This is a genomic window from Streptomyces sp. GQ60, assembly GCF_059758875.1.
In genome coordinates this window covers 94,112-106,052 of the sequence record NZ_JCAXEG010000009.1, presented here as the reverse complement: position 1 = coordinate 106,052, position 11,941 = coordinate 94,112, and the positions used below count along the sequence as shown (strand labels likewise).

13 protein-coding genes are annotated in these 11,941 nt (G+C 70.8%); 6 read left to right on the top strand and 7 right to left on the bottom strand.

Features of this window, described 5'->3' with window-relative positions; genetic code table 11:
• The first annotated feature begins 233 nt into the window (after positions 1–233).
• The 6 genes from AC6CKD_RS23010 to mscL all read left to right on the top strand — a co-directional run bounded on the left by AC6CKD_RS23010 (position 234) and on the right by mscL (position 5,040).
• Positions 234–1,574: an MFS transporter gene (locus tag AC6CKD_RS23010; RefSeq protein WP_498329505.1), complete on the top strand. Its 1,341-nt coding sequence runs from the start codon at positions 234–236 to the stop codon at positions 1,572–1,574.
• 67 nt (positions 1,575–1,641) lie between these two features.
• Positions 1,642–1,953, top strand: a complete 312-nt coding sequence (locus AC6CKD_RS23005; protein WP_498329503.1) for an FmdB family zinc ribbon protein — start codon at positions 1,642–1,644, stop codon at positions 1,951–1,953.
• An 89-nt stretch (positions 1,954–2,042) separates the two neighbouring features.
• A complete protein-coding gene (locus tag AC6CKD_RS23000; protein WP_498329501.1) occupies positions 2,043–2,876 on the top strand; it encodes an S-methyl-5'-thioadenosine phosphorylase in 834 nt (277 codons plus the stop codon).
• A gap of 41 nt (positions 2,877–2,917) precedes the next feature.
• Positions 2,918–3,667, top strand: a complete 750-nt coding sequence (gene pyrF / locus AC6CKD_RS22995) for an orotidine-5'-phosphate decarboxylase (protein ID WP_498329500.1) — start codon at positions 2,918–2,920, stop codon at positions 3,665–3,667.
• Positions 3,668–3,825: 158 nt separating this feature from the next.
• Entirely contained in the window at positions 3,826–4,419 is a 594-nt protein-coding gene (locus AC6CKD_RS22990; protein ID WP_498329499.1) for a hypothetical protein, read from the top strand.
• Between the two features lie 120 nt (positions 4,420–4,539).
• On the top strand, positions 4,540–5,040 hold the full coding sequence (gene mscL / locus AC6CKD_RS22985) for a large conductance mechanosensitive channel protein MscL (protein ID WP_498329497.1): 501 nt from the start codon (positions 4,540–4,542) through the stop codon (positions 5,038–5,040).
• Positions 5,041–5,053: 13 nt separating this feature from the next.
• Here mscL and AC6CKD_RS22980 read toward each other — a convergent pair whose 3' ends face one another.
• The 7 genes from AC6CKD_RS22980 to AC6CKD_RS22950 are packed head-to-tail and all read right to left on the bottom strand — an operon-like array spanning position 5,054 to position 11,851.
• The gene (locus AC6CKD_RS22980) at positions 5,054–5,311 is read right to left on the bottom strand and encodes a hypothetical protein (RefSeq protein ID WP_498329496.1); all 258 of its coding nucleotides are present in this window, start codon (positions 5,309–5,311) and stop codon (positions 5,054–5,056) included.
• 37 nt (positions 5,312–5,348) lie between these two features.
• Positions 5,349–6,776: a NarK family nitrate/nitrite MFS transporter gene (locus tag AC6CKD_RS22975; RefSeq protein WP_498329495.1), complete on the bottom strand. Its 1,428-nt coding sequence runs from the start codon at positions 6,774–6,776 to the stop codon at positions 5,349–5,351.
• Positions 6,777–6,778: 2 nt separating this feature from the next.
• Positions 6,779–7,147: a hypothetical protein gene (locus AC6CKD_RS22970; RefSeq protein WP_498329494.1), complete on the bottom strand. Its 369-nt coding sequence runs from the start codon at positions 7,145–7,147 to the stop codon at positions 6,779–6,781.
• Positions 7,144–7,827 (bottom strand): QcrA and Rieske domain-containing protein, encoded by a 684-nt coding sequence (locus AC6CKD_RS22965; RefSeq protein WP_498329492.1) that lies wholly within the window; start codon positions 7,825–7,827, stop codon positions 7,144–7,146. The genes AC6CKD_RS22970 and AC6CKD_RS22965 overlap by 4 nt, the downstream gene beginning before the upstream one ends.
• On the bottom strand, positions 7,824–8,423 hold the full coding sequence (locus AC6CKD_RS22960; protein WP_243335392.1) for a 4Fe-4S dicluster domain-containing protein: 600 nt from the start codon (positions 8,421–8,423) through the stop codon (positions 7,824–7,826). The genes AC6CKD_RS22965 and AC6CKD_RS22960 overlap by 4 nt, the downstream gene beginning before the upstream one ends.
• 6 nt (positions 8,424–8,429) lie before the next feature.
• Positions 8,430–10,760 (bottom strand): molybdopterin oxidoreductase family protein, encoded by a 2,331-nt coding sequence (locus AC6CKD_RS22955; protein WP_498329491.1) that lies wholly within the window; start codon positions 10,758–10,760, stop codon positions 8,430–8,432.
• A complete protein-coding gene (locus AC6CKD_RS22950; RefSeq protein WP_498329490.1) occupies positions 10,757–11,851 on the bottom strand; it encodes an MFS transporter in 1,095 nt (364 codons plus the stop codon). The genes AC6CKD_RS22955 and AC6CKD_RS22950 overlap by 4 nt, the downstream gene beginning before the upstream one ends.
• Between the last annotated feature and the right edge of the window lie 90 nt (positions 11,852–11,941).

Genomic DNA, 11,941 nt, shown 5'->3' with positions numbered 1-11,941 from the left:
GACCGATCTGCCTGTACGATTAAGGAACAACACATCGAACCAACTCTGCCTGACGCAGAGCTGGCGCGACCGCAAAGCGGCCGTGGCACCCTCCCGCAGTGGGCGCCCAGGTATCACTCGGTTCGGCGCAAGAGGACAGCTCTCGGGGCTCCCACATGTACGGGTGCGACCGCCCACAAGGCGCGCATCGTCCGCAGACGGGGAGTTCTACCAGGCAGCGGAAAGGCCAGGCCGTGACATCCGCGGTCACGACCGACAAGTCCGCCCCCTCCACCCGGCCCGGCTACGGGCAGCTCCTGCGTACGCCCGGCGCCCTCGGCTTCGTTCTCCCGGGATTCGCCGCGCGACTCCCCTTCGGCATGCTGACGATCAGCATCCTGCTGCTCGTCCAGCACACCACCGGTTCCTACGGCAGTGCCGGCATCGTCGCCGCCTTCACCGGTATCTCCATGGCCGTGTTCGCCCCGGTCATGGGCAAGCTCATCGACCGCCACGGCCAGAGCGCCGTCCTGGTCCCGGTGGCCCTCATCCACGCCGCCGCCGTCAGCTCCCTGGTGGCGTTCGCGCTGCTGGGTGCGCCCGTCTGGGCGCTCGCACTGGCGGCCGTCCCCGCCGGTGCATCCGTCCCGCAGGTCGGACCCATGGTCCGGTCCCGCTGGGCGGCCAAGCTCGAGGGCTCCCCGCTGCTGCCCACGGCCGCCGCGTTCGAGTCCGTCACCGACGAGTTCACCTTCGTCGTCGGCCCGGTGCTCGCCACCGCGCTGTGCACCGGCATCAACCCGGCGGCCGGTCTGGTCACGGAGGCCGCGCTGACCCTGATCGGCGGCCTGCTCTTCGCCGCCCAGCGCGCCACGCAGCCCAAGCCCGTCGCCCGCCCGGCGCACGGTGAGAAGCACGCTCCGGCCCTGTCGTTCCACGGCCTGCGCGTCCTGATCGTCGCCTTCATCGGCATCGGCGCCGTCTTCGGCGGCATGCAGGTCTCGCTCGCCGCCTTCTCCGAGGAGATCGGCAACCCGGGCGCCAACGGTCTGCTCTACGGCGTCTTCGCCGCGGGCAACATGATCGCCGGCATCGCCTGCGGTGCGATCGCCTGGAAGATCGGCCCGCGCCGCCGCCTGATCCTCGGCTACATCGGTCTCACCGCGGCCGCCTCGGTCCTGTGGGCCGCGAACTCGATGATCCTGCTCGGCGCACTCGGCCTGGTCGTCGGCCTGTGCATCGCCCCCGCGCTGATCACCGGCTACACCATGATCGAGCAGCTGATCCCGGCCACCTCACGGACCGAGGCCTTCACCTGGCTCACCGGCGGCGTCGCCTTCGGGCAGGCCGGCGCCGTGACCCTGGCCGGCCGCCTGACGGACGCGCACGGGTCCTCGTACGGCTTCCTCGTGCCGATGGTGGCCACCGTGCTCGCGCTGGCCATCCTGCTGGCGCTGCGTGCGAAGCTGGCCCCGAAGGCCCCGAGCCGGATCGTCAGCTCGTCCAAGCCGGCCGCTTCGGCCACCTCCGCGGCACCCGCCGCGGGTGTGAACGAGCGTGGTCTGGGTCACCGCGTGCCGGTGACGGTGGACTGATCCGCCGGAATACGTCACCATGGAGCGTCGTTAGCACTCATTGAGTCAGAGTGCCAGGAGGAAATTCGTGCCGACCTACCAGTACCAGTGCACCGAGTGCGGTGAGGGCCTTGAGGCCGTGCAGAAGTTCACCGATGACGCGCTGACCGTGTGCCCGAGCTGTGACGGACGCCTGAAGAAGGTGTTCTCCGCGGTCGGCATCGTCTTCAAGGGATCCGGTTTCTACCGGAACGACAGCCGCGGCGCTTCGTCGAGCAGCACCCCTGCCTCGAAGCCCGCGTCGACGCCGGCCGCCACCCCGGCCGCGTCCTCGACGGCTTCGTCGTCTTCGTCCTCGACCTCGGCCTCCTCGTCGTCGTCGAGCTCGTCGGCCGCCTGACGCGCTCCAAGGCTTCACCGGTTTCATCCGAGGCCCTGCGGTCCCCACGGGACAGCGGGGCCTTCGGCATGCCCCGTTAGGGTGGCCGCATGGCGAATGCAGAGATCGGTGTCATCGGCGGATCGGGCTTCTACTCCTTCCTGGAGGACGTCTCCGAGATCCAGGTGGAGACGCCTTACGGGCCCCCCAGCGACTCCCTCTACCTCGGCGAGCTCGCCGGCCGGACCGTGGCCTTCCTGCCCCGGCACGGCCGCAGCCACACGGTGCCCCCGCACAAGATCAACTACCGGGCCAACCTGTGGGCCCTGCGCTCCGTGGGCGTCCGCCAGGTGCTGGGCCCCTGCGCGGTCGGCGGCCTGCGGCCCGAGTACGGCCCGGGCACCCTGCTCGTCCCCGACCAGCTGGTCGACCGTACGAAGTCCCGCGCCCAGACCTTCTTCGACGGGGAGCCGCTCCCGGACGGCTCGGTCCCGAACGTCGTGCACACCACCTTCGCCGACCCGTACTGCCCGGTGGGCCGGTCGCTCGCGCTGGCGGCGGCGCGCGGGCGGGAGTGGGAGCCGGTGGACGGCGGCACCATGGTCGTCATCGAGGGGCCGCGCTTCTCCACGCGCGCCGAGTCCCGCTGGCACGCCGCGGCCGGCTGGTCGGTGGTCGGCATGACCGGCCACCCGGAGGCGGTCCTCGCCCGCGAGCTGGGGCTCTGCTACACCTCGATGGCGCTGGTCACGGACCTGGACGCGGGCGCGGAAGCGGGCGAAGGGGTCTCCCACACGGAGGTCCTCAAGGTGTTCGGCGAGAACGTCGGCCGGCTGCGCGAGGTCCTCTTCGACGCGGTGGCCGCCCTGCCCCCGACGGAATCCCGCGCCTGCCTGTGCACCCACGCCCACGACGGCTGGGACCTGGGCATCGAGCTGCCCTAGGTGTATTGATTGCCCCCGACCATGCCCCGGACACTGGGCGGATGAACGACACCGCCGACCGCCGGATCATCGTCGCCCTCGACTTCGACGGCCGCGAGGCCGCCGACGACCTGGTGGCCCGCCTCGGGGGCGCGTGCAGCTTCTACAAGGTCGGGCTGGAGCTGCTGACCGCCGCCGGGCCGGACCTCGTACGCGGGCTCGTCGGGCAGGGTCACGAGGTCTTCCTCGACCTGAAGCTCTTCGAGATCCCGAACTCCGTGGCAGGCGCCGTGCGCGCCGCGGGCGCGCTGGGCGTGTCCGTGGTGACCGTCCACTCCATGGGCGGTACGGGCATCATGGCGGCCGCGGTGGACGCCGCGCGGGATTTCCCGGGGCTTCGGGTGCTGGCGCTGACGGTGGTCACGAGCATGACCGGGAGCGACCTCGCCGACATCGGCATCGGCGTCGGCCCCGGCCCCGGCATCGGGTCCGGATCCGGCTCCGGATCCGGCGTCAGCGCGAGCACCGACGAGCAGGTGCTGCGGCTGGCCCGGCTGGCGGCGGAGGCCGGATGCGACGGGGTCGTCGGATCGCCCCGGGAGGCCGGGGCGCTGCGGAGACTGCTGGGGCCGGACCGGCTGATCGTGACGCCGGGTGTGACGCTGCCCGGCGGGGAGGCCGGCGGGCACGCCCGCTCCGATACCCCGTGGGCCGCCTTCGCGGCCGGGGCTTCGCACGTGGTGATGGGGCGGTCGGTGACCCGGGCCGCGGACCCGGTGGCGGCGCTGCGGAGGGCCGCGATGGGGCGGTAACTCCTGCGGGTGACGGGGATATCCACAAGCTGGGGATCCTCCACAGGGCCGAGCGGGATCCGGCGGGACGGCGGATCGTGAGGGACGTCCGGGCGCTGGGTCCGGACGTGGGGGCCGGACTCCGGACCCCGGACTCACTCCGTCAGGTGGTGGCCGTCATGACCGCGAACTCCCGCGTCCCTTCCTTCTCCTCCCCCTCCTCCCCCTCCCCCCTCTCCTCGCCCCACGCCCATACCCCGGTGCGCCCCTCCCCGGTCCCCCGGCATCCCTCTTCCGCTCCGTGTCCCCCCGCGCGCGCCGTTCCCCTCTTCGCCCCGCTCCGGGTGGGGCGGGCCGGGGACCGGCTGCGCAGGGCCGTGCGGCGCCGGCGTCGCGGGGCCGCGGCCGGGCTGGCCGTCGTGGCGGCCGTGCTGGCGGTGGGGGGAACCGAGGCGCGGGCGTCGCGGGGCTCCGTACCGCCCGCGGCGCAGCCGCCTCCGGCGGCGGTACGGCTGGTGTCGGCGCCGGTGCGCATCGCGGACGCGGCGACGGTGCGGCTGCTGCGGCCCGGGGACCGGGTGGACGTGGTCGCCGCCGAGCGCGGGGGGCCGCCACGGGTGGTGGCGGCGGGGGCCCGGGTGGCCGAAGTGCCCTCTCCGGACCAGGGCGTTGGGGACGGCGGGGCACTGGTGGTGCTGTCCGTCCCCCGGGACACCGCGCGGACTCTGGTGGGGGCGGGGACCGTGTCCCGACTGGCGGTGACGTTGTGTTGAATCGCACGCACGCCCGGTCAAGTCACCGTGGGGTGAGGGTCGATTGGACACCCCGGGGGCAAACTGCCGTAGCTTTCGGAACCGTTGGCTCCATGTTCGGCAGATACGAAGAAAGGCTCAGTGGTGAGCGAGAAGAAGAAGGAGAGCGTCCTGGCGGGCTTCAAGGCCTTCCTGATGCGCGGCAACGTGGTCGACCTGGCGGTAGCCGTGGTCATCGGTGCCGCGTTCACGAACATCGTGAACTCCGTGGTGAAGGGCATCATCGGCCCGCTGGTCGGCTCCATGGGCACGAAGAACCTGGACGTCTACTCCTCGTGCCTGAAGGACCCTTGCGGCATCGACGCGAAGGGCGAGCCCACCGGCGTGAACATCATGTGGGGCTCGGTGCTCAACGCGACGCTCACCTTCGTGATCACCGCCGCGGTCGTCTACTTCCTGATGGTCCTGCCGATGGCGAAGTACCTCGCCAAGGTGGAGCAGCGCCGCAAGGCGAAGGAAGGCGTCCAGGAGACCATGGAGATCACCGAGCTGGTGGTCCTCAAGGAGATCCGCGACGAGCTGATCGCCCAGCGCGGCGTGGACGGCACGGTGCACTCCGGCGTGTCAGGGCCCCGGCTCTAGCCGGTCCGCCGGCTCAGACGTGGTGCGGGGGCTTCTCGTCGAGGAAGCGGGCCAGGTCGGCCGCGCTTCCGCCGGCGGGCGGCCGCTCGCCCCAGCCCCGGTCGGTGTCGTCCGAGGACTGCTGGTCCAGCGGGTCGCTGAAGTCCAGCCGCGGCTTCGGCCGGGGCTTCGGCTGCAACTGCGGTGGGGACTTCTCCGCGGTCTGCGGCTCCGCGGGCTCCGGCCGTGCGGACTTCGGGGCGTGCGGGTCGGTGGCGGGGGCGTCGCTCATGCCTCCAGGGTACGGCCGCCCCCGCCACCGGCCCCGCTCAGCTGGGAGCCTCGGCGCCCTTGCGGGCGTAGAACCACCAGCACACCACCAGGCACGTGGCATAGAAGCCGATGAAGATCCACAGCGACGTGGTGACGTGCAGGATGGCGAACATCGCGGGGATGAAGAAGAAGCCGTAGGCCGCGATGGCCGAGGAGAAGCCGGTGACGGCTCCCGATTCCATCTCCGACTGCTTCAGCGCCGCGGCCTGCACCTCGGGACCCTTGCCCTCGGCCGCCTTCATGTGCTGGTCGCGGAAGATCACCGGGATCTGCCGGAAGGTCGATCCGTTGCCCAGTCCGGAAAAGGCGAAGGCCACCAGGAAGCCGATGTAGAAGGACCAGAAGTGGCCCTCCTGGCCTCCGGACGGGAGCGCGAAGATCACCACGACGAGGGCCGCCGCCATGCCGACGAAGGACAGGATCGTGACCCTGGCTCCGCCGATCTTGTCCGAGAGCCAGCCGCCGCCCCAGCGCGTGAGCGCCCCGATGAACGGGCCGATCCAGGCGTAGGTGGTGGCCTGGTAGCCCTGGGCCTCGAAGTTGTTCTTGATCAGCAGCGGCAGTCCGGCCGCGAAGCCGATGAAGGAACCGAAGGTACCGACGTACAGCCAGGTCATCAGCCAGTTGTGCTTGCGCTTGAAGATGATCTTCTGCTGGCTGAAGGGGGCCGCGGCCACCTTCAGGTCGTTCATCAGGAACCAGGCGGCCAGCGCCATGATGACCAGCAGTGGCACCCAGAGGAAGGCGCCGTTCTGCAGCCAGATGTCGGTGTCCTTCTTCCCGTCGTGCTGGGGTCCGCCCGCCGGGGCGCCCAGGACGGCGGCGGTGACCACCAGCGGGGCGACCAGCTGGACCACGCTCACGCCGAGGTTGCCGAGGCCGCCGTTGAGGCCGTTGGCGCTGCCCTTCTCCCGCTTGGGGAAGAAGAAGCCGATGTTCGCCATCGAGGAGGCGAAGTTGGCGCCGCCGATGCCGCACACGGCCGCGATCAGGGCCAGCTCCCAGTACGGCGTACCGGTGTCCTGGAGCGCGAAGCCCAGCCACAGCATCGGGACGACCAGGATGATCGTGCTGAAGGCGGTGAACTTCCGCTCGCCGAACATCGGCCCGATGAAGGTGTAGAGGATCCGGAAGGTGCCGCCGGTGATGCCGGGGATGGCGGTCAGCCAGAACAGCTGCGACTTCGAGAAGCCGAAGCCGACGTCGTTCAGCTTGACCACGGTCACCGACCAGACCTGCCAGACCACGAAGCCGAGCATCAGCGCGGGGATCGAGACCCAGAGGTTGCGCTGGGCGACCCTGTGGCCGGTGCGCTGCCAGAAGCCCTCGTCCTCGGGCCGCCAGTCGGCGATGGTGGCCCCGGGCTTGTAGCTCTCGGCGCGATGGCTGCGGGGTGCCGACGAAGTCGGCGTGGGCATCGACATGGTCATCGGTCCTTCGGGTCGAGGAGCCACAGCCCGACCACGACGAGGAAGGACAGGATCAGGAATCCCGCACCCCACCAGGCCGTGCCGGTGTTTCCCTTCATCCACTCGTTGACGGTCACGGTGAGCGCCCAGAGCTGGCCGATCACGACCGTGAGGGCCAGGGTGAGGCGCGCGTTGAGCCGCGAGGAGCGCTCGGGCTCCTGCTCGGTGCCGGCTCCCGGTCCGGGGCCGGTGTGCCGGATCCGGGGGTCCCCGTACCCGCTGGTGGAGCGGATCTGCGGATACCTCTCCCGCACCGGGCGGTTGAGCCGGGGCTGGGCACTGCCCGGCCGGTATTCCGGGCGCGGCGGCAGCGGGGTCTCGCTCATGTGGGCCTCCTCTCGGCGGTGGACGCCCGGGCCGAGCCGGGGCAGCCCAGGCGGGCGGACTCCTCCGGGTGGGTGTCGCCGAACTGCCGGCAGAGCGCGTCCTTGGCCGGCTCCCCCGACCGGGCGGTGGCTACGGCCCAGACGCTGCCGTCGCCCTGCTCGGTCAGGTAGATCCTCGGCAGCGGGCGCGGCGGCGGACCGGCCGTCACCTCGCCGGTGCGGGCGTCGAAGACACCCTCGTGGCAGGGGCAGTACAGCTCCCCGTCGGCGCCCCGGTCCTCGCGCCACAGCACACCGCAGGCCAGGTGGGTGCAGACGGCGGAGTAGCCCACGAGGGAGCCGTCCCCGAGGCGCACGGCCAGGGCCCGGTCGTCCTCGCCGGGGAACCGGAAGGCCACGGACTGGCCGGGGGCCAGCCGGTCGGCGACCTTCTTCGGGTCCGGCAGGCCCTCGTTGTCGCCGTGCCGGTGCAGGATGCCGGCGGCCACGCCGACACCGCCGATGGCCAGGCCTCCGGAGACGGTGGCGACGATCCGCAGGTAGTCACGGCGGGTGGTGAGGGAGTCGGCGCTGATCCGGTCGCGCAGCTGCTCGATCGCGGCGTCGGCGGCCGCTCCGCCGTCCGCACGGCCGTCGCCCTGACTCCCTGGGTGCGGAGGCGGCTGCTCGGTGACGCTCATCGGACGTCCCTTCCGTTGATCTCGACGACGGGCAGGCCGCCGGGGACGGGCCACTGGACCTTGTCCGCGGGGACGACCATGGCAACGCCGGTCTGGACGACGACGTCGCCGAAGACGAAGGAGTCGGCCACCTGGACGCCGGGGCGCTCCGCCTGGAGCTCTTCGAGGGTTCCGTAGAAGAGGGCCCCGGTCGGGCAGACGGTCGCGCACATCGGGGCGAGGCCGTAGGCGGTGCGGTCGTAGCAGAGGTTGCACTTCATCTGCAGCTTGGCCTGGAGGTCGATCTTCGGGATGCCGAAGGGGCAGGCGTTGACGCAGTTGGAGCAGCCGATGCAGCGGGTCGTGTCGGCCTGCTGGACCACCCCGTCGGCGGTCACCAGGATCGCGTCGGCGGGACAGACCTCGGCGCAGGGTGCGACCGGGTCCTCGCAGTGCATGCAGACGCTCGGGAGGGAGGCGACGGACATGCCGGGTTCGGTGTAGTCAAGGTGGATCATCGATTTGCCGCGGTGCGAATCGCACTCGCGGCAAGCCGATACGCAGGCCTGGCAGCCGATGCAGCGACCCGGGTCGATGAAGATCGTGCGGCCCATCATGGCGGGTCAGCTCCTCTCCGCCGTGCCACGGCCCTGCGGGGCCGTGGGGGGCAGGGGGTCGGTGCGGGAGGCCTGGGCCTCCGGATAGGCCTCGCGACCCGGGGCGGTGGGCGGGGCGGGCACCTCGTCGACCCGCTCGGCGGCCTCGATCCGGGCGGCGCAGACCTTGTACTCGGGGATCTTCGAGCGGGGGTCGAGGGCGTCGATGGTGAGGGCGTTGGCTGCCGTCGGGACGGGCCAGTGGTACGGGATGAAGACGGTGTCGGGCCGGATCGCCTCGGTGACCAGGGCCGGGAACACCTCGCTGCCGCGCCGGGTGACCACCCGTACCGGTTCGCCGTTGCGGAAGCCGTGCGAGGGGTGGACCTCCACCCAGGGGCGGGGGGTCTGCTCGACGAGGGCGCCCAGCCTGCGGGTCTGGTTGCCGGAGAGGAAGTGCGCGACGGTGCGGCCGGTGGTGAGGGAGAGGGGGAATTCCTCGGTGTAGGCGTCCATGGGCAGGTGCCATTCCACGACCTGCAGGTGGATCTTGCCGTCGGGGTGGTAGGTCCGGCCGTCCTCGAACAGCCGGGGGGTGCCCGGGTGCTCGGTGGAGGGGCAGGGCCAGGCGATCCCGCCGGTCTCGTCGAGGCGGTCGTAGGTGATGCCGTAGTAGTCGTTGACCGTGCCGGCGGAGGCGACGCGCAGCTCCTCGAACACCTCGCGGGAGCCGGGGAAGTCGAAGTGCTTCCCGGCGCCGAGCCGTCGGGCGAGCTCGCAGATGACCCAGGTGTCGGTGCGCACTCCGGCGGGGGGCTCCTGGGCCTTGTTGTGCTTGACCACGCGGGCCTCGGCGTTGGCCATCACGCCCTCGTCCTCGGCCCAGGTGGTGACGGGGAAGACCACATGCGCGTTGGCCGCGGTCTCGGAGAGGAAGAAGTCGAACTGGGCGTGGAACTCGGCGGTGTCGTAGCCGTCCTTGACCACCGCGTAGTTGGGGAGGGAGACGAAGGGGTTGTTGCAGATGCCGATGAGGCCGCGGATCTCCTTGCGCTGCATCTGCCAGACCATCTCCATCATGGAGGTGCCGGCGGTGGGGAGTTCCGACTCCTCGATGCCCCAGATCCGGCAGATCTGCTCGCGGTGCTCCGGATTGGTGATGGAGCGGCCGCCGGGCAGCATGTCGGACTTCTGGCCGTGTTCGCGGCCGCCCTGGCCGTTGCCCTGGCCGGTGATGGTGCCGTAGCCGGCTCCGGGCTTGCCGATGTGGCCGGTGGCCACGCACAGGTTGATGACGGACAGGCAGTTCTCGACGCCCTGGGAGTGGTGCTCGATGCCCCGGGCGTGCCAGGCCATGGCCTTGTCGGCGCCGGCGAAGACCCGTGCCACCTGGACGATCTGCGAGGCCGGTACCCCGCAGATCTCCGCGGAGCGGGACGGCGGGTACTCGGCGACGGTCTTCTTGACCTCGTCCCAGCCGGTGGTGTGGGCGGCGATGTAGGCCTCGTCGGTGAGGCCTTCGGCGATGACCACGTTCAGCACGGCGTTGAAGAAGGCCGAGTCGGTGCCGGGCTTGAGCGCGACGTGGATGTCGGCGGTGCGGGCGATGGCCGTCTCGCGAGGGTCGACCACGATCAGCGAGGCCCCGCGGTCCCGTGCGCCCCACAGGTACTGGGTCATCACGGGGAAGCACTCCCCCACGTTCGACCCGGCGATGAGCAGGCAGTCGCTGAGGAGGATGTCGGAGAAGGGGTTGCCGGCCCGGTCGATGCCGAAGGCGAGCTTGTTGGCTCCGGCGGCGCTGACCATGCACAGGCGGCCGTTGTAGTCGACGTGCTTGGTCTTCAGCGCGACCCGGGCGAACTTGCCGACCAGGTAGGTCTTCTCGGAGAACAGGCTGGCGCCGCCGAGCAGCCCGAAGGCGTCGTTGCCGTGGGCCTCCTGGATGCGCCGGATCTCGGAGACGGTGAAGTCCAGCGCCTCGTCCCAGGAGCACTCCTTGAACTCCTCGTCCCGGGAGCGCCGCATCAGCGGTGCGGTCAGCCGGTCGGGGTGGTTGACCTGCTGGTAGGCGTTGATGCCCTTGGGGCACAGCCGCATCCGGTTGATGTCGTGGTTGCGGGGCTCCACGCCGAAGACCTTGCCGCCCTTGTCCACGCGCAGGTACATCCCGCACTGCACCCCGCAGAAGCAGCAGTGGGTGGGGACCAGGGTCTCGCCGTTCTGGTCGGCGTGCCACTGGTCGGCGGGGATGCCGCCGGCGTCGCGGAAGTTGCGGGTGCCGGGCGGGGCGATGGACGGGTCGATGGAGACGGGTACGGGCCGGGACGCGGCCTTGGCGGGGTCGGTCGCGGTCACTTGAACCCTTTCTTGACGTGGGCCAGGTAGGCGTTGCCGCGCAGGACCCGCTTGCAGCGCGGGCAGTACTCGACGAAGGCGTTGAAGTCGAGGTTGAGGTCCTGCATGGTGCCGCGCAGGTTCTCCACGTACGGGGTGGTGTCGATGGGTTCCTCGCAGCGCTTGCACAGGAAGACCTGCTCGTCCTGGCGGGCGGTGTACTTGAAGAGCTGCATGCCGACGGCGGCCGGGCGCTGGACGATGTGGAAGAACTTCCCGAAGGGGATGTAGATGAGGGTGAACACCACCGACACCATGTGCAGGATCGCGAGGAACTCGTATCCGCCGCCGTGCAGGAAGATCGAGGAGAAGGTCAGCAGCAGACCCGTCACGGAGATGACGATCAGGCAGATCAGCGGCAGCAGGTCGTAGGCGAAGCGCTGGCCGGTCATGGCCCCGCGGTCCTTCATCCGCCGGTACAGGAAGTACGAGGCACCGGGGATGACGAGGACGGCGGCGATGTCCAGGCCGTGGAACATCAGCCAGCCCAGGACGCTGAGCGCGTCGAAGCCGAGGACCTTGATGCCCCAGATCCGCATGTCGTAGCCGGGGCCCGCGCCGCTTTCCGAGGTGAAGGTGAACCAGCCCCAGGTCAGCGGGAAGGTGATCGCCGCGGCGAGGAGACAGCCCCAGAACATCAGCTGGTGGGCGATCCAGCGGGGGCGCGAGCGGGCGCCGAGGAACTTCTGGAAGCCGAGGTAGGTGGCGATCATCTTCGGCAGGGCGGTGGGCGCCTTGCGGAAGTTCTCCACCGACCAGAAGCTGCCGATGCCCTTTTTGAAGAGGCGCCGCGCGCCGGGGGCCGAGACCCACACGGTGTACCGGTAGGCCACGCCGAAGGCCAGGAAGACGGTGGCCACGGCGTAGGGCAGCAGGGCCGAGTCGAAGTCCCGGAGCAGCCGGCTGCCGAGCACGATCGCGAGGATGAGCAGGAGCGAGACGACGGTGCCGGCCAGGGTGGCCCGTGCGGTGACGGACCGCCCGGCCGGCGGCGGGGTCTCGGGCGCCGGTGGGGGCGGCGCGGCGTCGATGACATCTGAGGGCTCGGACACAGCACCACGCTAGGTGGTCTGTACCGATTCAGCCCGTTATGCGGAGTCTACGGGTGCGCCATTCGAGTGAGGACTCGGGGAGCGGGACAC

What these genes read in the sequence shown, in the direction of transcription:
- AC6CKD_RS23000 (WP_498329501.1), top strand. Translation starts at nt 2,043, where the DNA reads ATGGCGAATGCAGAGATCGGTGTCATCGGCGGATCGGGCTTCTACTCC.
- pyrF (WP_498329500.1), top strand. Translation starts at nt 2,918, where the DNA reads ATGAACGACACCGCCGACCGCCGGATCATCGTCGCCCTCGACTTCGAC.
- AC6CKD_RS22990 (WP_498329499.1), top strand. Translation starts at nt 3,826, where the DNA reads ATGACCGCGAACTCCCGCGTCCCTTCCTTCTCCTCCCCCTCCTCCCCC.
- AC6CKD_RS22980 (WP_498329496.1), bottom strand. Translation starts at nt 5,311, where the DNA reads ATGAGCGACGCCCCCGCCACCGACCCGCACGCCCCGAAGTCCGCACGG.
- AC6CKD_RS22975 (WP_498329495.1), bottom strand. Translation starts at nt 6,776, where the DNA reads ATGTCGATGCCCACGCCGACTTCGTCGGCACCCCGCAGCCATCGCGCC.
- AC6CKD_RS22970 (WP_498329494.1), bottom strand. Translation starts at nt 7,147, where the DNA reads ATGAGCGAGACCCCGCTGCCGCCGCGCCCGGAATACCGGCCGGGCAGT.
- AC6CKD_RS22965 (WP_498329492.1), bottom strand. Translation starts at nt 7,827, where the DNA reads ATGAGCGTCACCGAGCAGCCGCCTCCGCACCCAGGGAGTCAGGGCGAC.
- AC6CKD_RS22960 (WP_243335392.1), bottom strand. Translation starts at nt 8,423, where the DNA reads ATGATGGGCCGCACGATCTTCATCGACCCGGGTCGCTGCATCGGCTGC.